Origin of the sequence: Nocardia pseudovaccinii NBRC 100343 (genome assembly GCF_001613225.1) — a bacterium.
In the GTDB taxonomy this organism is placed as follows: Bacteria; Actinomycetota; Actinomycetes; order Mycobacteriales; family Mycobacteriaceae; genus Nocardia; species Nocardia pseudovaccinii.
In genome coordinates this window covers 1-23,577 of the sequence record NZ_BDBY01000411.1, presented here as the reverse complement: position 1 = coordinate 23,577, position 23,577 = coordinate 1, and the positions used below count along the sequence as shown (strand labels likewise).

Genomic DNA, 23,577 nt, shown 5'->3' with positions numbered 1-23,577 from the left:
CCCTTTCGACCCTTGCGCGTCCTCCGGCCGCGCGGCCCTGCTGCGTGGTGGCCTGCATTATGTTCGTGCGCCCCTCCAGCGTCAAGAGCGCCTACGGCGTCACTGCGTGATTGCTTCGCAACCCTTGACACCGGAGCCTCTGCGCGCGAAAGGCAGGCCTTGTGGGGCAGGCGATGGCCAGCCCGCCTCATGTGCAGGCCACCACACAGCAGGGCCATTCCAGTGGTTCGCAATACTAGCGAGGTGGATGAACACCGGAGCTGGATAGAGATTCTCGCGGGACCGCTTGCGGGCGCCTTGGTCGCTGCCGTAGTCGCGCTAGGGCTTGCTCTGACAGGGCCTGGGCGCTACTACGGTTGGCGATTGCAGAAGACTCTCGACCTCGTAAAAGGGATGGACGAGAGGCCCGATCTGGTTGCGCAACACCGCGAACTCTTGGCCGAGGTCGATCGCCTCTCGAAGCGGGTCGCAGCCTACAGGCGAATCCCAACCGAGTGGGATATGTACTTCATCTGGGCCACAAGTGTCGGCATATCCTACGTGGTTGGACTCAGTGCCATGGCCTGGGTGACGGACCGCGAGCTGTCTATATATGGAACGGTGGTCGCGTGCATTATTGCGGCGGTATGGGTAGTTGTGACTGCACAATTCTCATCGTGGGGAAATCGGTCGCTGGCTTACACCCACCGGGAACGCCTTAGGTTCGTCCATGAGGGCCTGCCGGAAGACTTCGAGCGCGTGTACTCTCCGAGGCCAAAATGGATGAAGCCCCACAGAAGTGAGTGGGATCCACCTGACGCGACCGCATCAACCCTCCCGCTTCCTAAGGGAAATGCAGAGAAGGAGACCCAACCTCCACCCGTCGAGGCGTGATCGATTGCCTGGGCTGTGCTCATTTCGCTTAAGGAGCATGCGGTCCCGGCAGATCACCCAGATCTGCGAAAGGACCCGCTCCGTGTCCTTCTTCGGTCTGAATATATCGGCTTCATACGGGTGCACCCACGAGTGGTCCGTGCAAGATCACCATGTGAGCGGAGGAATGCCGCGATCGCGCGTAAAGCGGTTGTTGAGCACCTGTTTCGCTTCGTTTATCGCTGCGATGAGAATTTCGTCCGCTTCGACCCCCATCGCCTGTTTATGTGGATCTCTGTGTGCTCGGAGATGACGTATGAACTCGCGCCACATTTTCACGATCTCCTGCGCGAAATCGACCGGCATCTCATTGAGCTGTTTACTGCAGGTGCCATCAAAGCTGGTGATAGGATTTTGCGGCGGGTTGAATCTGGTCTGCGCATGCATCATGAATATATGAATCGGCCCCGACCAGCTTGATTCATATGAATTAGATGAGATCAGCGGAATGTCATACTCGTTGTATCCGTAGTAGTTGAAAGATGTTCTCTTGGTGAAGAATTCGAACAGAGTTCGAGCATGAAGCACCGTTGAATCTGCTGCATAAACTTGAACTTGATAGCCCGGCTCGTTCAATTTCATATAATTCTGCGCGTGCCATTCGCTAGCAGCGCGCAGCAGCCATCGAATTTCATACGCCAGATGATCTACGAGAAAATCGTCTAATTGAGTCGGGCTCATCCTCGGCAGTTGTGAGCGTCTCGCCATTATCAATTCGCCCTATCGATTCCATCGGTTGTGGACCGCATGTGGTCAAAGCCATCCTCAGCAAACACCTCAACACTGATGATCGAATCCACGTCGACCGCAGTCCACACCGAACCGGGCCGGTTGTCCGGAGTCACAATCTCGACATTGTTGCCCTCAAAGTCCCAGACCAACCCAGGGCCAGCGGACCGTACCTGACCAGCATCGTTGTAACAGACGGTGACTTTGTGGCCAAAATGCAACGCGGCCACGATGATTCCACGAGGAGTGTACGCACCGCCATCGCCATACTCACGATGCCGACCACCCCAATGATCAAGGCACGTGGATCTTGCTTCCTCCAGCCTCTCATTCAGACCCTGAGCGTCCGGCCCTTGGAGATATCTGTCGAAGTCCACCGTCTTGTCCGGCCCGCTCACCATCGCACACCCTTCCGCTGTTCCCGCAACCTGCCCTGTGCACCCTATTCGGAGGTACTGACAACGGGACCAAAACGGGACCACACGCTTTACGCGACCACAAACGATGCCCACCTCAGCAACTTTTCATGCACGTCTGAAAATGTATTCTGACCTGCGATTTCACCACACGGTCCGACCTGGGGGTCAGGTGGTCGCAGGTTCAAATCCTGTCAGCCCGACTGCCGCGACACCCCAGTTCGCTTACTCGAACCAGGTGACCGTCGGTGTCTCATTCGACTCGGTACCGGAGTCTGCCGTGCCGGCCAGATACGAGAAGCTGTTGAGTGCTACGGCCACGGGTTTCCGTCGTCCATTCGTACTCGCGGCACACTGCACAGCTGTACTGTCAGGGGGCCTGGTGGCCTGTCCGCAACGCTGGGCAGACGGAAAGCGATCGAGCGCGGCCGGACGGAGGGCGTGCGACGGTAAGAGATTCACCTTTGCACATGCGGGACGTGTCCTTGCAATATCGGGATCGAAAGGCAACAAAAGATGCACACCGAGAAACCCGGTGCGAGACTGAGCGACGAGTATCGGCGCATACTCGAGATTGTCGAGATGTTCCCGCAAGGTGTGCAGGCACGACGTATTGCAGAGATTCTGCGTAGGATTCCCAGTGATGAATTCGGCGCGGAGATCACACAGGAGATTAAGGCCCTTCGAAGCCAGTTGGCCAACCTGAAGAAGAAAGGGTGCATCACGGTCGAAGCGACCGCCGAGTACGGCAATATCTATCGTCCGGTGAACAGTCCCTTGGATATGTCCCTCTGGACCCTTGATCAAGCCCGACTTAATTTCTCAAATAAACACCATGAACGGTTGGGATCGGATCCGCGTCCGGTAGCCGCATATTCGATGATGCTCGGACTGTGGCGGAATACTATCGTAGAGGATGCGCATGCGGGTGATGGTCTTGATCGAATTAGCGACGGCGAGATGTTTGCCGCAAACGTCGCCACGTTTCGGTTGATCCGCGACTTCCTCGAAACCGCGCAGTGCTCATATTGCGGCCACATCAAGTGGAGTCTACTGCGCGACAGGCTGATCTACCCGAATCGGATTGCAGCGGGTTCTCGCACGGTTTCAGATCTGCTTGGGGAGCATTATGAAAGGTGGACTGAGGAAGCATCGGGCGCCTTCGCGTACTATGCTGAATTGACTGAATCAGACGATCACGATATGGAATGGTTCATAACTGCGAAGGGGTGCTTCGGTAGCGTGCAACGGAACTGGTTCGGTTTGCCGGACTGGCCGGGGGTAGTAGACGCTTTTCTGGCGAAGGAGCACGGCGGCGTGACCTCCAAGCGGCCTCGGGATCCTTTTCCGATCCCGGCAGAGGATTTGCGTGCCGGATTGCTGGACGGTCCGGATCGCATGGACCCCGAGGTCCTGAATTGGTGCATCACCGATGGAATCGGGTACATGCGGCTCACCGACGGCTAGAACACCACGGAACAACGAAAGCAACGTTCCCTCGGTCCCCTCTCGGATACGTGGCCACAGGAATGAGCCTCTGGCTTAGAGAATGCGTGACGAGACTTCTTGCCCCGATCCGCCGAGGCCGGAGATCAACCGAACGGTAGGTCGGCCAATATCAGACCAGTTGAAGTTCTCGATTGCCTGGCGAATATCAGTCTCGGCGTTGGGTTTCCAGACCGGTTCGGAAGTACCGAAAACCAGTTCGTCAGCTTGAAGCCATACGGCCGCTAAGCATTTCTTTCGTACGTCCGCCACACGCTTCTCTTTTGTGGTGCTCGCAATCTCAGCAGCACTCTTGGCCTCCCCAATGATGAGCGTATCGTCGCGGTAGGCAACCACGTCCAGCTCGGCTTGCGCCTTTGTGCCCTTGGCCAGATAAATCTCTGAAATATCCTGATAGTTCTTGCACCCCTCAATGAGCGAAAGATAGGAGGCGAGTGCGGCAGGCACCTCGCCATGCTCATCGAGCACCTGTCGGCCGACAGGATGGAGGTCATAGGACCAGATCGATTCATGCTCGGGCTTATTCCAGGCTGCCATGTTGAGATTGTTGATGGAATCGCAGCGCTCACAGGTCCAGCGTTGGCCGAGTCGGTCGATTGCCTGGAACTGCTCCTCGGTGCACACTCGACAAATAAGGGCCAAGCCAGTCCGAATAACCCCCGCCTCGAGCACCGGATCGAGGAGCTGTCGGATCTCCACAGGGCTAAGCCCTGGGACAAGCTGACGGAATCCGCCGAAGTAGAGCACGCCATAGTTGGCTCGTATACGCGCCCCCTCACCGTTTGGGTAGCAGTCCTTAGTTCGCTTGCCCGTCGCCTTCATTTTGCGTAAGGCAGGTAAGAGCGGACCAGCAAACAGCGCAAGGAACTCTTTTCGCCCACCAAGCATTCTTTCGAGCTGCGCTGTTTTGTGGCCCGCGCCGCTCAAGTGAGTGGTGAGACCATGTTGAGCTACCTTGCCACGCACCCAATCCGGCAAGCTCAGATCGCGCAGTTTTGGACGAGGCAGTCGGTTGAGCTCCGGGATGCCACTCATGACAAGGTCATAACGCTCTGAAGGGTATGAAACGCCGTAACGACCGCTACGGGCAACGGTGACCGGGAAACCACTTGTCTTTACAAGTAGTTCGTGTCCCGTCAGCCCTCGCCCAAATACCGAGTGTCTTTCCGGCCATTCAATGTCAATATGCCAGGACATACCGTCGTGAGCTCGAAGCAGGTGATCGTTAAGGCCCTGCGTGTCAGGCTGAGTTGAGTCCACTGGTTCACAGCAATTCGGCCTGACGCGGGGCGAGATTCGGATCGATATTTCATGACCAGCACGAGGGCCCCGAGGACCGGGGACCACAATGGGCGGATGGGTTCCAAGGGGCCGCGCGGCGACGAGCCGAAGCGGCGGCGCGCGTTCAGCGCTTCGGACAAGCTCACGCATCTGGATGCGTATGAGCAGGCGGTCGAGCGGGGTGAGGGCGGGGCGTATCTGCGGGGTGAGGGCCTGTATTCGTCGTTGATCAGCGAGTGGCGCAAGCAACGCGACGCCGGGATGCTGGCGGGTAAGGGGCCGGGTGAGAAGGTCGGGAAGCTGACCGCGGAGCAGGCCGAGATCGCGCGGCTCAAGCGGGAGAACGAGCGTCTGAACAAGCGTTTGGCGACGACCGAGACCGCCCTGGACATTATGGGAAAAGCACACGCTCTCTTGGAAAGTCTTTCCGAGAGAGCGGATTCCGACGAGCAGCGCAAGAAGCGTTGACCGCTGCTTATGCGGCGTTGACCGGCGCGGCGGTGCCCACCCGGCGGGCGGCGTCGTTGACCGGGTTGGTGCGCTCCACCGCGATCCGCCGGGGTAACGCCGCTGCACAGGCAGCGGCCGTGGGCGCCACGCGGTCGGTGCCCGATCCGGTGAACAAGCTGACCGCACTGGAGCGTCGCCGGATTCTGGACACCCTCAACAGTGACCGGTTCGTCGACTTGGCGCCATTACAGGTGTATGCCCAGTTGCTCGATGAGGGCACCTACCTGTGTTCGGTGTCGACGATGTATCGGGTGCTGGCCGAGCACAGCCAGGTCAAAGAGCGTCGCCGGTTGGCGCGCCATCCCGCGATGGTGTGTCCGGAACTGGTCGCCACCGCACCACGGCAGGTGTATTCCTGGGACATCACCAAGCTGGCCGGCCCGGTGAAGGGCCAGTATTTCGATGCGTAAGTGATGATCGATATCTACTCCCGCTACATCGTCGGCGTTCACGTGCATGCTCACGAATCCGGCATTCTGGCAACAGAATTGATGAAAGAGATCTTCGGAGTCCATGGCATCCCACAGGTCGTGCACGCCGATCGCGGCACGTCGATGACCAGCAAAACAGTCGCCACGCTACTCGCCGATCTCGAGGTCACCCGTTCACATTCACGACCACGGGTATCCAACGACAACCCGTACTCCGAATCACTGTTCAAGACCCTGAAATACGGGCCGGAATTCCCTGAACGGTTCGGATCACTCACCCGGGCAAGACAATTCATGGACTCGTTCGCCCAGTGGTACAACCACGAACACCGCCATACCGGCATCGGCCTGCATACCCCGGCCGACGTCCACTACGGCCTCGCCACCGGCAAAGCCGCCGACCGCCGCTCAGTCCTGGCACAGGCCCGCGCCCGGCACCCACACCGCTTCGCCACCACCACACCGCCGAAGATCCTCGACCTACCCGACACCGTCTGGATCAACCAACCAGCCCAGGACACCACCCAGGAGACCGACACCCAAGCGGCATAAAACACCCACTGGTCTCATTCAGCTTGAAAAATTCCGAAGTTGCGATCAGCTATGGCACTGCTCAGAAGATCGAAGCTGGTTCCGCGCGCATCGAGACTTCGGCGGTAGCGCACAGTTGCCAGGACCCGTCGCGCAGCAGAGTTCAATCGCCGATGAGCTCATGAAGCTCGCTCAGCTCAGGGACGCTGAAGTGCTCACGCCTGACGAGTTCGAAGCGCAGAAGTCGAAGCTGCTCGACTGAGCACCCGCGCTCAGCACTGTTAAGATCGAGGCGGGCTTCATCGCTTCGTGCCTGGTTGCGCTGGGTGGTCCTGTCAGAAGTTTGGATGACCTGAAGAAGCTCTTCCGATAAAATCCCAATGCGGAGCTGTGGTCGGCTCGATAACAACATCGTCGCACCATTATCGTGGTTCGGAATATCGGCAGACGCGCCAGTGTATTGACATTAGGGAAGCGAATGAGTAGTCACGACCCTCCCAGAGGAATCGGTCTTCCGGCTGGTGCCAAAGGTAGTAGAACCACGACAAGCCCTACTCTTCGAGGCGCTCGCCTACTCGGCGGATTCGATCGACGTGGCCTATAATGTTATGCTAGAATTGGCCAACCTGGTCGGAGAAAGTCCTCAGAATCTAACCCGCCAGGTTCAAATCCAACTCCTAAACAACGCATGGTCGATGGTGGACGCCCTGCATAATATGCGGCAGATCCTGCAAGCATTGGAATTCACCGCACCGCGAGCGGTCCAATTCCTGGTAAAGCATGAATCGGCAACCCTCCTCCGAAATGCCATGGACCACCTGAAGGATCAGGCTAAAAATCTGGCCATGAAGAAGAAGGCGGAACCGCCCCTCATCGGCGCCCTGAGCTATAATTATATTCCTAACGATGCCTCATCATGGGCGGTGATGGCATCGTTTCCGACATCATACACGGTGTCGCGATAACAACATCCATCGGACGTCTGCACAAGAAGATAACCATGGAGCTATTGAATCCAGCTAGCCAACCAGTCGTGCACAACAATATCGCCGGTCTGCAGTTGGAAGCGTTCGATTTCTCGATTGAACTCATGCGTGCCTATCGTGACTTTGTTGACCTGGTAGCTACGATGGATAAGGCGCTCTCAAGGAATGTATCGGATCAAGCGCGACGATTATCCGAGGAGCACGATGTTCCATATGAGGAGCTGATGAGCCATTTCGGCGCAGGCTTGTCCACCTTTGCAGTTTGGACGAGCGCAGCCTCCGACGCTCAGACGTCGGAGTAGGTGAGCGACATGCTGTTCCCGTTGCGAAAACATCATCGCATCGACACCCTTCATTCCCGTAGGGCCTTCCACACACTCCCTTTGGCCTTGCCGACGGTTTGAGCTGTGGCAGGAGACAGCCGCAAAGCGGAGCGGGCAAGCTCCAATTGCGCGCTGTTGGAGTGCCGCTCAGCGGCGATCCGTCAGAATCCAATCCCAGTGCGCGCAGGCGCAATGCCATAAAAGACCGATCGGTGTCAATTATGTCGGCTCGGCCTGGTTCGCCTTTGCGGGCCGGAAATGCCAGAATGAAAGGCATGTGGTTTCAGCGGTTCCTAAAGGGAGTAAACGGTCTTGACGAAGATGCGGCACGACATATCCTTCTAGATAGCGGGCTTATTTGCCGATGGTGGCAACGAGTGGGAGTCATCAGCAATGCTGAAATTTCCCTCAAACTTACGGCAGACGCGCTGCACGATCATCTCGAAAACTATGCTGCGGTGGAGATGGACACGCCTTTCATATCGCTGACTGCAGGTGTTCGGATGCGGGCTGCTGGACCACGTGGATGCGGATCTAATTATATTCGTAGTGCACATCGGACGGCTCTGACGTATGCTACGGATAACTTCAAGTCTCCAGGATATATTTTTTTCGGATGGGTTCCTGTCTTGCCAAACCCGGTTGTGTCTTTAGAAGGGTTCGCAGAAGACGTGCGCGATTTGAGCTCCTACTCTCGATTTCGGCGGTTTCATCGACAGGGTGAGATTACGGCAAAAGTCAAGGTGCCTATGCATTAGCTTGAATGTATGGAGCGCTGGGAATGTGATAGCGACAAACGAAGTATGTGCATGAGCCGTGAGAGTAATCCAAACTTCGTGAAACCGGAAGGCATTGCTGCTGTTAGGGACACCATATGAATTCGGTATCGAAGGAATGGTTTCGAGTGCTCGGAGTAGAACGAGAAGATGTGCTACGCCTAGGGGACTCTTTGGTTGCCTATGCTACTGACCATGAGCCTTTGTTGGATGAAGACGAATCAGAGGAGGCCACGAGTCGCCTAATGCTTCGGGCAGATACCCTGGGCGACGCAGGCTCGCTGCTATGTCTGGTAGACCAGAATCGATCGATAAGCGCTTTCCGCGAAGCCGCACTTCTTCGTGTGCGTGCTAATGAACCGTCGCTTGAGTACTCGCTTGTGTCATTTGATAACTCGCCGCTCCTCGGCTCCCTTTCTGATCATATTTTGGCCCCACTTGCTCAGGGGTTCTCTCGTGTGGATGACCATTATTTTTACCCGAATCAATACAATGAGAAGCAGCTATCCTCGATTGGCTCCAACATAACGGCAGCGAATAGCGTAACTGGAATTCCGGCATGGATGATCCAACGATTCGCGGCAGAGATTACAGTCCGCACGACGGGTGCAGCTGATCGTTCGAGCGAGTTGAATTTACTTAGGCTAATCGTAAATTCCGCCGACCAGACTATTAGGGCCGCCATGGGCGACAACTGGCATTGGCGCCGGCTATCTTCCGATATTCGCGTCGTAGAACCGGAACTTATAGCGATTGGCGGATTAATAGCGGCTGTTTACGGCGAAGAACCCGAATCTATTTTTAAGATGCCAGCTACACCAGCGTGGATTTCTTTGATAATCGGTGGGCAAATGCGTATGAGAAGTCGGAACATGGGCTTGCCAGGCTGACCTCAGCCATGCACGGTTATCGTGTCGCCGGCCGCATATCAATCACTGGGTTCCACAGCGCCTTCCACACACTACCCTTGGCCTTGCCAAGCTTTCGGGCAACGGGCCAGCGCTACCTGATCGCTTCTACCCGGCTCGAAGGCCCTCTGAGGCAAGGTAATTCCCGACAGCGAGATTCCGGTCTGCATCGCGTCACGCTCTTCGCGCAATCGGTCCGCCCGCAACCCGCGCACCAGTGGTGCCGGCGATCACAGCAATTGGAGCCATGACCGTGCTGCGGGCTCAACAGCAACGAGAGCCTCTAGGAGAAGATTTGCCTGTGGGTTAGGAACAGGAGCCGCGTGCAGCGAGGTGGCGGCGAATGCAGATTCCAGCGATTCGCGCAGCTCGTGGGGGACGAGCCGCAGCAGCTCCGTGACCGACACACTCGTCCAAGGCATCGGCTGATTCCACGACGCCTCTTCCCCAACAGATCAATCTGTTTGTCCTGCAACGCGAAGCCCAAAATCGCCCAGCGCCCTGCCGAACACCCTAGCGATCCCGAATGATGGATGCCGGAACTTGGTCTCACCGTAAAAAAGCAGCGGTGAACCGCGATCCACAACTTAAGACCTTGATACCAACAGCCGTTCACCTTCTTCGTACTCGGGTCACCCGGCGACCGGGTTTCGAGGGACTCCGCCCTGTCAGAGTTGGCGTCAAGGTGTAATGCCCTCGCCATTTATGCGTTGCGGCGAGTCCGGCGCAGGGACAGCGTAGGGGCGTGCATGCGGCAGCTGGGCGAGGATTGTGGTCATCGGCGTGTTCGTGAGGTCGTCTGCGATTTGGAGGAAGCTACGGATTCGCGTCAGGTCGGGCGAATTATCGATGTCGGTGCTGCGCAGCCAGTCTCGGAAGGAAATGTCGGTGTTCGGCGGATCGGATTGGAGTAGTTGGCGTCCGAGGGTGTGCGGGACGCCGATGAGGATGGCAATGAGCAGGGCCAGTGCTGCGGGGTCGTGTGGGGTCGTGGAGAGTCTGGCGCGAATGACGAGGTAGGTGTTGAGGAATCTCTTGGCGCGTCGGGGTGTGGCGGCGACCAGTGGCGCGACGAGGTCGAGGGTGACGAGGTCGTCGTCGGTCAGGGTCAGCGCTTGTCCGAGTTGGTCATCGGATATTGGTTGCTCCGTGAATGAGGTGGTTGTCGCGGAGGCATCGATCGCTGGCTCGGTCTGCGGCTGTTCATTCGCGCTGGGAAATGTGGTTTCGCTGGGATGGAGCGTCTCGCCTGGGTAGACGGTGCGGGTAGAGAACTTTGAGATAGTGGCGACTTGTCGTAGGACTGCCTGACAGCTTTCAGGGGTCATCGTGGGGATGGCGTAGCTGAGTTGGAAGATTTTCTCGAGATAGTCCGACGGTGTTGATGCGGAGTCGGTGAGTTCGAGCATCTCGGGGTGTGCTGTGCGAAGTGATCGGTCGAGGCTGCGGGTGTCGACTCCGACGATGACGACGAACAACGGCATGGCCAGAAGGAGGTGCACGGCTTCGAGCACCGTGACCACGGTGTCGGGAGGGCAACGGTCGAGATCATCGATGTAGAGCACGATTCGTTTGATCGACACCGCAGGATCGCTGGCTGCGGCGCGGAGGCGGTCGCTGAGTCCGCGCAGATGGCGGTGGGCCATCCCGACAACTCCGAGGTGTTCGGTGTATTCGCCGTTGGCGGCCATCTCGGCGATGTAGCTGTCCAGCAACCGCGACGGGGTGAGTTCCTCGCGTGCCTGACGGGCCGCATCGAGATCAGCCACGGCCGTTGCTTTCTCGTCGTTGGCTGCCGCCAGTTCGGCCTGTGCGGCCTCGGCGTCAGCTTCAAGTTCGGCCAGTTCGGTCGCCTGCGCGAGGCGGGCCTGCTCGATTCGTCCTTCGATCTGTCGCTGCACGTGTTCGGCGGGTTCGAGCAGTTTGCGCACCAGAACCGACTGGCGCCCGATCCATGCGGCAGCAGTTGCTCCGATGGTGGCCAGTGGTGCGATCACCGTGCCGATGTTGCGGAACACATCCGGTGCCAGTGCCGCGGTGAGCGCGGTGGTGCCGCCGACGAGTAATGCGATTGCGACCGCAGCCGCCAATGGTGAGCTGTACCAATGCTTTCCCGACGTTGCCAGGAAGGTTGTCCTGTTCGCCAGGGTGATCGCGGTGCGTGCGGAGTCGAGGAGGTTTCGGGCGCTGTCGGTGGCGGCTTGGATTCCCATCTCGTTCATCGCGGTGTCGAATCGTTTGCGCACTGCTTCGTCGGCGGTGACTGCATGCAGGATGTCGCGCCCGCGAACCGATCCGAGGGATTGGATGGCTTCGTGGTGTCGTTGGTGTGCTGCGGCGAGTTCGGTGTCGAGGTCCTGGATTCGTTGTTTGGTGGCGTCGATCTTCTGCTCGGCAGCCGCGACGGTTTCTTGGATGATCGGGATTTGCGCGGTGACTTCGGCGAACTTCTGTTCGGTAGTCGTGTCCGGTGGGCACAGGGTGCTGAAGATATGTTCGAGCAGGCTGGCCCAAAGGTGGCCGCGGGCGTAATGCCATGCCCCGAAACGGATGTGCCGCACACCGGTTTCGAACATCGTTGTCGCGTTGCCGGCGCGGGCGAGCCGGTTGATGTAGTACTGGACTCGGCGCATGAAGAAGGTTTTGCCACTGCCCCATTCGCCATAGACCGCGATGGCTAACGGTGGTATGAGCTGCTTGGATGCTATGAGCGCTGCCAACGCACGAGCATCTTCATCGATCCCCAACCGGTCCGGACCGATCACATCGTCATTCGTGAACAATGGAAGCGTCAGTGTGGCTGGCTGGACGACGGAAACGGTCGATTCGGCGGTGGCGGGTACTCGCGCAATGTTGTTCACCAGCCACAACTCTGGTTGTTGCGCTCCGGAGTACGACACATATGAAGGTGTTTGGCGGTCACCTCTCAATCGGCGGCCGTCTCTGATCCGCAGTAGTTCTTCGAGGACGTCACTGCATCGCAATCGCGTACCGGCGGTCGGGATCCCCGTATGGAAGATCTCTGTAAGGCCGCGACTGAAGACGCCGCTGTACGCTGCGCCGCCATCCGTGGCGGCCAGCAACTCGATTGGTGGAGCGAGATGAGCCGGCAGCGCTAGGTCTCGCGATACCTCGGACGCGTCGAGCAAAAGGATCAACCCGCTCACTCGATGGCGGGCGAGTTCCTCATTGAGGACCTGCGTCAGATGCAACGCCGTATCCGAGGCCGGTTGCACCGGTGAATCACGAGCCAGCAGAAAGAAGTCCCCGCCGCTGGTGGCGACACCGTGTCCGATGAAGCTGATCAGCAACGTAGCATCTGATTCGGCAGCTGCCGTGAACGCCTTTTTCACAGCTTGTTTCAGCTCAGCAGTTGTGGGATCGCCTAGCACCGAAGGTCCCACCGGAACCCATTCGCCGAACTCTGCTAGTGAAGACGCCAAGTCTGCGGCGGCCTGATCAACAAACCCGAGGCGAGGCAGTGCGTCGCATTCCGAGCCGATGATGAGCATGAGCCGGTCCGCCAGTGCGGCATTGCCACGCCGAGCCGTCGTCCGACGGACACGACGCACGGCGTCCAACCACTGGCCATGCTGCGATTTGGCAACTCCACACACCGACAGCAATTGACGCAGCATCTGCTCGTTCGTATCGGTCGGCACATGATTGCCCGCGAACCAACTGCTAACCGTCCCAAGTGAACCACCCGACTGCTGGGTTGCTTGCCTGACTGTCAACCCGGCATCGGTGCGTAGTTGAGTGAGCGCTCGCGCGAACTCCTCACGGGTATGAATCTGACTGGGATCTAGGCCATCCCCCGGCCCTATCGACACCCCTGAATCTTAAAGATCCGGCCCGACATGTGGGCCGGTTCGATCTCTTCCAGCCGCACTGAATTCGGCCGTGCTGCGCGGGACGGAGGCATGATCCAGCGTGCCAAGAACGTGCCAAGACCGACGCATACCAGCTGGACTCAGCCGGACACGCCGGACATACTCATGCCTCTGACCTGGACAGGACAGACTCAGCAAGACTGCCCAGTACGGAAAACAGCACTCTGGGGGTCAGGTGGTCGCAGGTTCAAATCCTGTCAGCCCGACCAGGTCAGAGGCGGTTTCCGCCTCGCTTGGCACGTTCTCGGACACGTGAGCGTGCCAAGAATGTGCCAACGTACGGCATGAGCGGGAATGGCGAGCGCGGCGTTTGGGCGACCGGACGGTGAGCGCTACGCTACGGACGGGGTGCCCGTAAGTGGCGTCGCTGTTGGAGTTCTTCGGCGCTTACCGGAATCAGCATCGGCTGTCCGGGCGCGCAGAACATCGTCACCACGAAGATGGATTCGGCATTGTCGAGGTTGTTCCCATCCTGGTAGTGGATGACATCCCCACCAGGCTCCCAGAACGTCTCACCTGCCCCGACCACGCGCTGCGACTCGCCCTCCAGCTCGAACAGCATCTCGCCCTTGATGACATAACCGTATGCCGGACCGGAATGCCGATGCGGCGGTGACCCCGCACTCCCGGGGGCCAGAGTGACCAGGATCGTCATAGCTTCAGCGCCATCCGGGATTTGGGGCGCTCCCGCGACTGACCCGATCACTTCGATCTTGGGAGGGGCCGTCGTTGCGTCGGGGTTCTCGAGGTGATGGGTATGCTCTGTGGTCACGGTTCTTCCTTTCGTGCCAACTGCCTACCGAGTAGTAGCTGTCGCGGACCGCAACGCGGATAGGTGAAGGTCCCATCGTGTTCGGTCCATTCATCATGAGGTTCTACGCATCGACGCCGATAATGCGGCAAATAATCACAATCGTGGAAACGAAAACCACACGTCTAATCGATCTTATCGGATCACCTGCGAAACAATTCAAGAAATCGCTCGCTGCCAGGTCAGATGTGCGTGCGGGTGGCCAGATGTGCAGAGATTTCCTTGAGGCCATCGAGTAGTTGGTAGCCAGTGCCAAGGTTGCATGCTGGAGTTCGGCGGGGCGCATATCGCGAGCGCCGCGCGGCTTCCTAGTGCTGCGTTTGAAAGGTTGATCCGGTAGCCGAAAATGTCGGCGCCACACCTTCTGTCACAACCACAGTCGCTACGAAACCGATATAGATGCCTGGCGGGATTGAACGCATGCGTCACTGTCGCCGGGGACGTTGGTCGACCGGCTCGGAGCTCAGTGTCGGTGCAGTCCGAGCATGCTCGCAACTCGCTGATCAACCTGACCTGCTGGCGTCTTGGCGCTGGTGGTCAGGGCCCGAGGAACAATCGTTCGCACGGTAGACGCGGCGGCAGTCGAAGATCCTCGATGGTCTTGCGAACCAATTCGATTGTGCACCAATGCTTTCGCCCCCAATCGTGAATAAAGTTGTGTACCGCCGTCGCGGTGGCTGTGTAGTCGAAGACCACGCCGGACAGCCAGATCCGCAGGTGCACATCACCTTCGGGCGGGAACCATCCATCGATGGTCATGGCCTATCGCCTCCTCAGGCAACGTAGGGTCGGTTATCCTCCAGCCCTCGGCCTTCCCTGGAGTCACGGGCCAGACGAACACCGCTGGCCCACCAACCACGACACGTCCTTCCCCGACAGCGCCAGCGGTAAGCTCGCGATCCGCCCTCACCCCGATTACGAAGCCAACCTTTTGACGGGGTATGGGGTCGGCGAGAAACATTCGTGTAGGGCGACGCAGTCTGATCGTTTCATCGAGATCGGACATCGGATTCCTTCTGCCGGAATGGTCTCTGGTGTACAGCGAGCAACGGGCAGTTCCGTAGGCGCATTTAGTTTCAGGCGATACCGTATCGACTGAAGTAGTCTGGCGTCATGGCCGCTGATGTTCCTCGCCGCACCACTTCCTCGCGTGCGACCGACCGTCCCGGGGATCCCTCGCCTTTCGCTCTCGGCTTGTTGCTGCGCCGGGCGCACTGGCGTGCGGCCGCGGTGATGGGGGAGGCGCTTGGGCCGTTCGGCATCGAGTTGCGGCATTTTGCGGTTCTGATCGAGCTGGTCAACCACGGGCCTATGGTCCAGCGGGATCTGGCGGCGGCGACGGGGTCGGACAAGGCGGGGATCATGCGCATCGTGGATGACCTGGAGCGCAAGGGTTTTGCCGTACGCAAGGCTGTTGCGGGGGACCGGCGGGTCCGGGCGGTGGAGATCACACCTCGGGGACTGGAGCTCTTCGATGCCGCGCATGTCGCGGCAGAGCCGTTGGCTGAGCGTCTGGTTGCCGAACTGCGGCCTGGCGAGCCCGAGCAGTTGGCGGATCTCCTGACCCGGCTTGCCCATCCCGCAGACGACGAGGCGTAGGCACGCCCACGCACTCGTTGTCGGCCACGTCGGCGCTCTCGTGCGGCGCCGAGGCGAACCCAGCGTCTTCGGGCCGGGCGGGTTACGCGGCGACACGTTCTGCGAGTTCCTTGGCTTTGGCGGTCGCCTCCTCGAGGGCGCGCTGGCGCGACGCCTCGTAGCGGGGGATCAGTTCGGACATAGATGGGTTGCGGGGGGCATGGGTGAGTTCCGGGACGATGAAGTCGAGGTCCAGGGCGAGGGTGCCCTCGAGGACGGCCTGCAGGTAGTTCTGTACGAACTCGTAGCTCTCGCGCGGGGTGCCCGGCGCGTAGGAGCCGCCGCGGCTGGCGACGACGACAACCGGGGTGCCCTGGGCGGAGGGAGTCTCGCCGGCAGTGCGGCCGAGTAGGAGCACGTTGTCCAGCCATGCCTTGAGGGTCGACGGGATCGAGAAGTTGTACATGGGGGCGGCGATCAAGACGGCGTCCGCCCGCTCCAGCTCCTCGATGAGCGTCTCGCGTGCGGCGAACGCGGCGGACTGCTCCGGGGTGCGCTGGGTGGGGGTGGCGTATCCGGCGGACCAGGCGTCGGCGGTGATGTGCGGGATGGGGTTGGCGGCGAGGTCGCGGTAGATCACCGTGCCGTCCAGGTGCTGCTCCTCCCAGGTCTTGCGGAAGGCGGCCGTGACCGAACGGGACGAGGACGCCTCGTCGGGGAACACGGATGAGTCGATGTGCAGCAGCGTGGCCATGGGCTTTCTCCAGGGTGTGTGCCCGCGGCGGGGAACCGAGGGCTGAGGATTCGGTACCGAGATAGTATCGCATGAGATGGTATCGAATGATATAATCGCAAGTGTAACGAAGGTAGGCCTGTTGAGTAGATGGAGGTGGACGATCATGGACATCTATGAGGCGGTGACGAGCCGACGAGCGGTGCGCGAGTTCACCGACCGCCCTGTCCCGAGGGAGACGCTGGAGCGCGTTCTGTCCGCCGCGACATGGGCGCCGTCCGGATCGAACATTCAGCCATGGCACGTGTACGTGGTGACCGGCACCTCATTGGCTGAGATCAAGAAGCGGGCCGGCGAGCGCCTGGCCTCAGGCGACCCCTGGGATGAGCCGGAGTACCAGATGTACCCACCCGCTCTGAAGTCCCCCTACTGTGAGCGCCGCTCCGCCTTCGGCGAGCAGCGTTACGGCGCACTCGGTATTCCGCGAGAGGACCTGGAGGCGCGCCAGAGGGCCGCTGCCGCGAACTGGGACTGTTTCGGCGCGCCCGCCGCCCTGTTCTGCTATATCGACCGCGACATGGGCCCGGCCCAATGGGCCGACGTCGGCATGTATCTGCAGACCGTCATGCTGCTGCTGCGCGGCGAAGGGTTGCACAGTTGTCCGCAGATGGCGTGGGCGAAGTTCCACAGGACCGTCGCCGAGGTCCTGTCACCACCAGAGGAGCTCATCCTCTTCTGCGGCATGTCCATCGGGTTCGAGGACGTCACCGCAGGTGACGCCCGTACAGGAAGGGCGCCGCTCGACGAGACGGTCACCTTCGTCGACGACCTGCGACGCGGCCCCTCCTCGGCTGATCAATGCGCAGTTTCTCGCTTCGCCCGTGTAACCGTTCATGTGCCATCTCCGCACATGACCCCGCTATGAAAGGCATGCCATGAAGATCGCAGTCATCGGCGGCACCGGACTGATCGGGTCGCAGGTCGTCAACAACCTGACCGTCGCCGGGCATGAGGCGGTGCCGCACTCGAAGTCCACCGGCGTCGACGTCATCAGCGGCCAGGGACTGGACGAAGCGGTGGCGGGAGCCGACGTCGTCGTCAACCTGACGAACTCCCCGACCTTCGACGACGCATCCCTGGCCTTCTTCCAGACCTCGATGGACAACCTGCTGGCCGCGGCAGGGAAGGCCGGCGTCGGCCACGTCGTCATCCTCTCGATCGTCGGCACAGACCAGGTGCCGGAACTGGACTACTACCGTGCCAAGGCGCTCCAGGAGAACCTCCTCGCGGCCGGGTTGACCCCCTACTCGATCGTCCGGGCGACGCAGTTCATGGAGTTCGTCGACGCCGTCCTGTCCTGGACCGCTGACGGCAACATCGTCCGGCTGCCCGCCACGCCGATCCAGCCGATCGCCGCCACGGACGTGGCAGCCGCGGTGGCGGAGGTCGCCGCGGGCGCCCCGCTGAACGGCATCCGCAATATTGCCGGCCCCGAGATCTTCACCCTGGACGAGCTGGGCCGGATCACCTTGTCCCACAAGGGCGACCACCGCACCGTCGTCACCGACCCCACCGCCGGGATGTTCGCCGCCGTCAAGGGTGACGTTCTCACCGACAAGGACGCCCACCTCGCCGCCACCCGCTACACCGACTGGCTCTCCTGACATCACCGCCTTCGGCTCAGCCCTGCGTGACCGCCCGATGTCGCGACCGGATGGAGGACGGAGCTGTTCACTGGACAGATCCCCGTGGGGCAAGTTGGAATGCAAGAGGGATCGCTCGTGCACGCGATCGTCTCAGTTGTGCCGATTACGCGTGTTTGAGGGAGGACGCCGCGGGCCGGGGTCCGGCGTCGGGCGAAGGCGCCGACTCCGTCCACGGGGGTCGTTTCCAACGCGCCGTGGCGGACCGCTATCTGCATCATCGCTCGCAGAATGATCTTGTGCTGCTTGGCTTTCCGTCGCAGCCAGAGCGCGACCAGTCGTTTGAGGTGTCGGTCGATCTCCCAGGAGGTGGCCTGCCAGATCTGCATATTCCCGACCGAGTTCTCGATCTTGTCCGGGAAATGATGTGGTCTTTACACATCGTCGGTATTGACACCGGTCCGATGTCACGGTCGGCCCCGGCAGTCTGGAGCCGACGGCAAGCGCACGGGCACAATCACGCTCACGCCGAAGGACCGCTACGGCAACAACCTCGGTCCGGGGCGCGGAGACAGCTTCACCGTGAGCGGCGCTGCCGGAACAACAGTGTCCGGCTCCGTGGTCGACAACGGCGATGGCACCTACACCATCCCGGTGGTATTCGATCCATCCGCCGGTAGTGCGCCGGGCGTGGTTGTCGACCAGCCGGGCCGTCCGCCGGTCGTCCTCGGGCCGATCGTTACCGGCGGGCGCCATCTCTGCCGCACCTGGAAGTTGCTGATCTGTTTGCTGCTTCTGGTCATTGCCGTCCTGATACTCATCCTCCTGTTCGGGTGACCTGTGTCCTTAACCTGCTGGCTATGCCGTTGACCTGTAACTTCCTTGACACAGGAATCAGGCGGCGAGCTGCGGTGGTGGGAAAGGTCTGTCGTAACAGAACCATCTGTGTGCGAGCCGATTTCGAGTGGATTCTGGGACTCGGGTCAATCCTCGGCGGTCGGAGAATCGTTGCGGGGGTCGGGGATGCAGGTGAATGTGACCGTCCGTTCGGACTCGAACCCGTCGCCTCGCACGTTCAGGGTGAGGTGGTGGGCTCCTGGCTCGGGTGCTTCGAACCATTCGTCCTTGCCGTCGCCGAGATTCTGCTCGTCGAGTACCCAGTGGTACACAGCGTCGGGGAGCGGGCCGCCGTTCGGGTCGGCGGCCGACCCCAGGACTCGAAGCGGGCCGCCCGCGACCAATGTTCCGTCCTGTTCGGGCCAGAGGATGACGACTTCGGGCGTTCGCGGCGGGAGGTCGACTTCGATCGGATCGGAGACGACGGTATCGAAGCCATTGTGCACCAGGATGCGTATGAGCACGCGACCATTGGGCAGGGCCGCGGTGTCGAGGACCGGATGCGGGTCCGTGATGCCCGTCGTGAGCCCTTCCCAGGTAGTGCCGTCATCGGTGGAGTATTGGGTCCAAGCCGTCAGCTCCTCGTATTTCTGGTCGGTCCGCCAATGCATTTCGAGGCTGCCGCCGGTAGCCTTCGCCGTGAATCGTTCGATCGTCGGTGGCTGCTGCGGCGCCGTTCGCTGCCACAAGACGAGATGATCGCCTTCCGTGTCCTCGATGCGTAGTTCCGCTCCGCGCGCGACGTCGGGCAGATATGCCTCGAAGAAGTATCCGGACGAATAGTCGTCCCAGTCCGCCACGTCACAGCAGCAGCTCTGGAGAACCGACTTGTGCAGCCGTGCGCGCGCCAGCGTCTTGTCATCGGGTCCGACGAGACGGGCGATCAGAGTGGTGTGCTCGCCGGAGGGGCCGCCGACGACGGTGATCCGCGCAATCGACTGCACCTCGACCCGGCCGGTACCGTCTACGAACCCGCTCACCGCTATGACCGGGCGGTATTGCGTTTCGTTTCGACCGGAATCGGTGTGGGTCCGCCACCGTGGATCCCACTCCACCGGGATGTCGATATCGAGGTCCTCCGGTCCGAGGCGTCGGTGCCCGATGAGCGCCTTGTGCCGGAACAGTGACATCCACCGCGTCTTGTTGCTTCCGGACACCATGAAGTCAAATGTCGTTTGGGGCGGGAGAATCGCTCCCATGGCTATGTCCAGACCGAATTCCCCGATCGAGCCGTCCGGGTGCGGCTCGAAATCAGGGAAGTCCGTGTCTTCGGTGGACAAGGGAGTCGCGTTAGTGGACGTGTGCTTGGAGAAGCCGAGTGCATGTCCTACCTCATGGAGCAGCGTTGGCTGGTTTCCGGCGACACTGGCGCCGAGCCCGACTTCGCCGCAACCAATCGTGGTGCCTGGGCTGCCCGGGGTGCTGCCATCCGGGGTGCCCGTCGGCAACAACCCGTAATAGACGACATCAGGTCGATTGCCGTCATCTTGGCGAGCTTTTCTGAGGGCGACCATGAGTGCATCCCAATTCGGCGTGCATCTGCTGCCGGGCGCCTTTGGATCGTCGAGCGGCAGGTTCCACGTAATCGTTCCGGCGAAACCCAAGTCCATATCGCTGCGTACCGGCAACGCACGACTCGCGAATGCGGCGGTCGCGCGCAGGTCGGCCATGGTCGGGGCCGCGAGGTTGAGCGTAGATGCCGAAGAAGAGGAGGAGGACGGACCGTTGTAGCTCACCAGAATTGCGCGCAGCCGCAGTGTTTGACGAACTGTTGCATAGACGATCAGGGGCCTGGTCTCGAAGGTGTTGCCGCTGAGGTCGGTGAGTGTGCAGGTCAAGCGCATCCGGCCGCGAAGTTGGTTTGCTGGTATGACGAAATTCAGCGTGTTCGTCTTTGTGCTACGCCGCGTCAGGTAGTCGCGGACGAAGGCATCGACCGAGCCGGGCGACTGCGGCGACAGAGTGGCTGTTTTGTGGAAACGAAGATCATTGCCGTAGGTTTCGACATCCAGGTGCCCGGTCACGCGGGCGCCGAGAAAAAGTCCGGGATTGACGTAGACCCGAACCCAAGCCGGTTTGGACGCGACCAGCCGTACCGAATTGTCCGGTCCCCTGTCCTGGGTGTCATTGAGATGCTGGTCGGCTCTGAAGAATTGGATCGACTGCGTGACCTCGACACCGTCGATGGAAGGCAGAAACGGGCCGAGGAACACGGCCCGTATCGAAGGAATAATGTCCGGCCGCAACAAGGACTCGCGAATCATAGTGGCCGCTCGCGGCAGCGTACTCATCAAGTCGAGCATGTCATCTCCTCGGTCGGGACGTCGGATATCCAGCTCTTCTACGGGTCGCGGTCGCTACTCGGCCGGGTGACCCGGAATGCACTCGAGAGAATTGTGATCGGTCGCTTTTGCGAATGGGATCTTGCTCGTTGGCGTCACCGGCGCACGACAATCACGGGCCAGTGTACGTCGATCACCGTCGCGGCAACCCGAATCCAGCCGCCGATCGGGTGCGATTGCCTTGCGTTGGTGACGTGTGTGTTGGGGTTCGGACGGGCCCCGTGATTCAGTTCAGGGCCATTGCGGACCGGGATCGTAGGGCGGGGATGCGAGTCATAGGGACGGGGGACCCGGGCAGCCATTGCCGATACACGGCTCATCAGAGCTGCCGTTTACGGCGACGGTTTTGTTGTAGACGCAGCTCGGCCCATCAGTCGGGGTGTCTTGGCCGAAGAAGAGTCCCACGATCTGCCCCGGTCCCATCTCGGTCAGACGGCTGTAGCGAACCACGTACTCGTGTCGGGTCCGCCCATATGACGGCAGCACGAAGTTCATAGCCCAGATCCCGTTGCCGAAGTGCAGTGCGCAGAACTTTTCCGGCCGACCGGTTGCCTGGGCGAAACTGCTCGGGAGAAGGGTGGATGAGTTGCTGGCAACGAGGGTGTGGTCCGGGAGCAGACCGGCCATCTTTTGGTAAACGGCCGTCTTCACGTCAGGAATCTCGGGGACTGCCTCGATGACCAGGTCGGCGATGCTGACGGCGTCGGCCAAGTCGATCGTGTAGGTCAGGCGATCGTGAGTTGTCGCGATGTCGGCGTCCGTGGCACCAACCTCCGCAAGGTAGATCGCGGCGTACTGCTCATGTGCTGCGCGACAGCGATCGAGAGCCTCGACATCGATGTCATACACCGTCACGGTCTTGCCCTTGAACGCGCTGTGCCAAGAGATCTGCCCGCCGAGCACTCCAGATCCCAAAACCGTCAGCATTTCCAGCGTTGACATGAATACCTCTCCCGCACGTACCTCGCCGACGTCACGCCGGATGGCACTCTGTGACTGTGCTCACAATCCTGCAGGGGTATTGCCGGCCAATACTTGCCTTGAAGCGACCTACATTTGGCATTTCGTGACCGCATAGACGAGTCGTGCCATGTGGCCCGATTCATAAGTCGTCGAAAATCGACTGTGCGGAGAGGACGAACGGAAACATGAGCCGGGCCTCGGGACGGCGAGCCCGGTGCACCTCAGGAGCTGAACCCAGGATCTGGTGGCGAACTGGGCCCCTGCCCGCGTCGTCGAGCCCTGAGTTGCCGCGGCGACTCGCCATACCACCGACGGCACGCTCGGGCGTAGCTGCTCTGTTGGTAGTACCCCAACGCCCTCGCGATCTGTGAGACCTGGATGCCGGTCGCCGACAGCTCCCAGGCTGCGGCTCGACGGACGTCGTCCAGTATCTGCTCGAACGTGGTTCCCTCATCTGCCAGTCGGCGCTGAACCACTCGCGGGTGCAGCGATATCGCCCTGGCAACCTCGACCAGGCTCGCCTGATTGACGATCAGCAGGCGGCGGGTGACCTCGCGGACACGGTCGGCCATAGCCAGGTCCGGCCGGATCCTGGTGAGGTAGTTCTCCGCCAGCGCCAGAGCCGCGGCGTCGCGATCGCGGATGGGGCGCCTGAGCGCAGGCAGAGGTAAGTGGATCGCGTTCCGTTCGGCCTCGAACTCGATCGGACGCCTGAACACCTCCTGATAGCGGCCGAGCGGTGCCATCCGACGGTGTTGGAAGGTGACCCTGAGCGGTACGAAGTCATCGCCGAGCATCGAACAGAACGCGCTCATTGCGAGTGTCAGACTCTTCTCGACCATCTGGTGGCGGTCGAAGTCGTTCTGGATGATCGTGGCGTAGGAGTAAACCGCTGCGCGTTGAGTCCGGATAAGCTCCGCGGTGTCCACGGGGACGATGTTGTGCAGAAAGCGACAGACGCCGTCGACCGCATCGCCGACGGTCGCTGCGTTGCGGAGGATCACCCCGATAGGGCCGAGGATCTGGATACCCTGCCTACGCGCGAGCCGCATCCCGAAGTCGGGACAGTCGAGTAGCCGGGCGGCATCGCCGAATACCGCCGCCGCGTCCGCGTAGCGGATGAACCGCTCGAAGTCCTCGGTCGCGACCGGGTCCACATTGTGAGCGCGCAACAGCGCATCTGGATCCCCGCCGAGCTCGGCGATCAAGTCGCCAGCACCGGAGAGAACAGTTCCGCGGATCAGATACAGCATGGTTATCAAGTGTTGAGAAGATGTCGCGCAGCGACAACTAGCGCAACGAAGGTCGGCCTGACCGAAGGCCTGTTTCGGCCCTCCAACATCTGCTGGCCGTCCGACAGTGGGTAATTCGCAACGCGCACCGCCCGAACCCGGGAGGGTGGGGCTGT

21 protein-coding genes and 1 pseudogene are annotated in these 23,577 nt (G+C 60.5%); 12 read left to right on the top strand and 10 right to left on the bottom strand.

All coding sequences use genetic code 11. The features are described 5' to 3' along the window. Positions 1–363: 363 nt before the first annotated feature. Positions 364–873 carry a hypothetical protein gene (locus NP3_RS43755; RefSeq protein WP_157124951.1) on the top strand — a complete coding sequence of 170 codons (510 nt, stop codon included), beginning with the start codon at positions 364–366 and terminating at the stop codon, positions 871–873. 147 nt (positions 874–1,020) lie between these two features. On the opposite strand, the gene NP3_RS43750 is transcribed toward NP3_RS43755, so the two are convergent. Continuing rightward, the gene (locus NP3_RS43750) at positions 1,021–1,593 is read right to left on the bottom strand and encodes a hypothetical protein (RefSeq protein WP_157124950.1); all 573 of its coding nucleotides are present in this window, start codon (positions 1,591–1,593) and stop codon (positions 1,021–1,023) included. 29 nt (positions 1,594–1,622) lie between these two features. Then, positions 1,623–2,042 (bottom strand): hypothetical protein, encoded by a 420-nt coding sequence (locus NP3_RS43745; protein ID WP_063047585.1) that lies wholly within the window; start codon positions 2,040–2,042, stop codon positions 1,623–1,625. Between the two features lie 531 nt (positions 2,043–2,573). On the opposite strand from NP3_RS43745, the gene NP3_RS43740 reads away from it, so the two are divergent. Further along, entirely contained in the window at positions 2,574–3,524 is a 951-nt protein-coding gene (locus tag NP3_RS43740; RefSeq protein WP_063047584.1) for a hypothetical protein, read from the top strand. A 75-nt stretch (positions 3,525–3,599) separates the two neighbouring features. Here the strand turns inward: NP3_RS43740 and NP3_RS48715 are convergent, their stop codons facing one another. Continuing rightward, positions 3,600–4,598, bottom strand: coding sequence for a hypothetical protein (locus NP3_RS48715; protein ID WP_157124948.1), 999 nt, complete (start codon positions 4,596–4,598; stop codon positions 3,600–3,602). Between the two features lie 321 nt (positions 4,599–4,919). On the opposite strand from NP3_RS48715, the pseudogene NP3_RS43725 reads away from it, so the two are divergent. The 5 genes and pseudogenes from NP3_RS43725 to NP3_RS48705 all read left to right on the top strand — a co-directional run bounded on the left by NP3_RS43725 (position 4,920) and on the right by NP3_RS48705 (position 9,291). Continuing rightward, positions 4,920–6,337: pseudogene (locus tag NP3_RS43725) on the top strand (IS3 family transposase). A 160-nt stretch (positions 6,338–6,497) separates the two neighbouring features. Continuing rightward, positions 6,498–6,578 carry an SHOCT domain-containing protein gene (locus NP3_RS51740; RefSeq protein ID WP_157124952.1) on the top strand — a complete coding sequence of 27 codons (81 nt, stop codon included), beginning with the start codon at positions 6,498–6,500 and terminating at the stop codon, positions 6,576–6,578. A gap of 355 nt (positions 6,579–6,933) precedes the next feature. Next, complete coding sequence (locus tag NP3_RS43720) at positions 6,934–7,281, top strand: hypothetical protein (protein ID WP_169814686.1); 348 nt, start codon at positions 6,934–6,936, stop codon at positions 7,279–7,281. Then, entirely contained in the window at positions 7,233–7,604 is a 372-nt protein-coding gene (locus NP3_RS43715) for a hypothetical protein (protein ID WP_157124947.1), read from the top strand. Before NP3_RS43720 ends, NP3_RS43715 begins: the two co-directional genes overlap by 49 nt. Before the next feature lie 895 nt (positions 7,605–8,499). Next, positions 8,500–9,291, top strand: coding sequence for a hypothetical protein (locus NP3_RS48705; RefSeq protein ID WP_157124946.1), 792 nt, complete (start codon positions 8,500–8,502; stop codon positions 9,289–9,291). A 698-nt stretch (positions 9,292–9,989) separates the two neighbouring features. On the opposite strand, the gene NP3_RS43710 is transcribed toward NP3_RS48705, so the two are convergent. From NP3_RS43710 to NP3_RS43700, 3 genes are all read right to left on the bottom strand, one after another. After that, positions 9,990–12,170, bottom strand: a complete 2,181-nt coding sequence (locus NP3_RS43710; protein WP_245721372.1) for a P-loop NTPase fold protein — start codon at positions 12,168–12,170, stop codon at positions 9,990–9,992. 1,369 nt (positions 12,171–13,539) lie between these two features. Further along, positions 13,540–13,914 (bottom strand): cupin domain-containing protein, encoded by a 375-nt coding sequence (locus NP3_RS43705; RefSeq protein ID WP_063047588.1) that lies wholly within the window; start codon positions 13,912–13,914, stop codon positions 13,540–13,542. A gap of 636 nt (positions 13,915–14,550) precedes the next feature. Continuing rightward, positions 14,551–14,772, bottom strand: a complete 222-nt coding sequence (locus tag NP3_RS43700; RefSeq protein ID WP_063047579.1) for a hypothetical protein — start codon at positions 14,770–14,772, stop codon at positions 14,551–14,553. A gap of 354 nt (positions 14,773–15,126) precedes the next feature. On the opposite strand from NP3_RS43700, the gene NP3_RS43695 reads away from it, so the two are divergent. Further along, on the top strand, positions 15,127–15,612 hold the full coding sequence (locus NP3_RS43695) for a MarR family winged helix-turn-helix transcriptional regulator (protein WP_063047578.1): 486 nt from the start codon (positions 15,127–15,129) through the stop codon (positions 15,610–15,612). Between the two features lie 82 nt (positions 15,613–15,694). Here the strand turns inward: NP3_RS43695 and NP3_RS43690 are convergent, their stop codons facing one another. Further along, positions 15,695–16,345 (bottom strand): FMN-dependent NADH-azoreductase, encoded by a 651-nt coding sequence (locus NP3_RS43690; RefSeq protein WP_063047577.1) that lies wholly within the window; start codon positions 16,343–16,345, stop codon positions 15,695–15,697. A gap of 145 nt (positions 16,346–16,490) precedes the next feature. Here NP3_RS43690 and NP3_RS43685 point away from each other — a divergent pair, with 145 nt between their 5' ends. The 3 genes from NP3_RS43685 to NP3_RS51010 all read left to right on the top strand — a co-directional run bounded on the left by NP3_RS43685 (position 16,491) and on the right by NP3_RS51010 (position 18,804). Further along, positions 16,491–17,249: a nitroreductase gene (locus NP3_RS43685; RefSeq protein ID WP_084509664.1), complete on the top strand. Its 759-nt coding sequence runs from the start codon at positions 16,491–16,493 to the stop codon at positions 17,247–17,249. A gap of 10 nt (positions 17,250–17,259) precedes the next feature. Further along, positions 17,260–17,988 carry an SDR family oxidoreductase gene (locus NP3_RS43680; RefSeq protein ID WP_063047576.1) on the top strand — a complete coding sequence of 243 codons (729 nt, stop codon included), beginning with the start codon at positions 17,260–17,262 and terminating at the stop codon, positions 17,986–17,988. 597 nt (positions 17,989–18,585) lie between these two features. Beyond that, complete coding sequence (locus tag NP3_RS51010; protein WP_157124944.1) at positions 18,586–18,804, top strand: hypothetical protein; 219 nt, start codon at positions 18,586–18,588, stop codon at positions 18,802–18,804. A 146-nt stretch (positions 18,805–18,950) separates the two neighbouring features. Here NP3_RS51010 and NP3_RS51730 read toward each other — a convergent pair whose 3' ends face one another. Further along, positions 18,951–20,378 (bottom strand): hypothetical protein, encoded by a 1,428-nt coding sequence (locus tag NP3_RS51730; protein ID WP_373864836.1) that lies wholly within the window; start codon positions 20,376–20,378, stop codon positions 18,951–18,953. 459 nt (positions 20,379–20,837) lie between these two features. Between NP3_RS51730 and NP3_RS51725 the strand changes: the two genes are divergently transcribed. Beyond that, positions 20,838–21,431 (top strand): hypothetical protein, encoded by a 594-nt coding sequence (locus NP3_RS51725; protein ID WP_373864835.1) that lies wholly within the window; start codon positions 20,838–20,840, stop codon positions 21,429–21,431. A gap of 48 nt (positions 21,432–21,479) precedes the next feature. On the opposite strand, the gene NP3_RS43660 is transcribed toward NP3_RS51725, so the two are convergent. Both NP3_RS43660 and NP3_RS43655 read right to left on the bottom strand, forming a co-directional pair. Continuing rightward, positions 21,480–22,148 (bottom strand): 3-hydroxyacyl-CoA dehydrogenase NAD-binding domain-containing protein, encoded by a 669-nt coding sequence (locus NP3_RS43660; RefSeq protein WP_063047572.1) that lies wholly within the window; start codon positions 22,146–22,148, stop codon positions 21,480–21,482. Between the two features lie 242 nt (positions 22,149–22,390). Next, on the bottom strand, positions 22,391–23,422 hold the full coding sequence (locus NP3_RS43655) for an AraC family transcriptional regulator (protein WP_063047571.1): 1,032 nt from the start codon (positions 23,420–23,422) through the stop codon (positions 22,391–22,393). Positions 23,423–23,577: the final 155 nt, after the last annotated feature.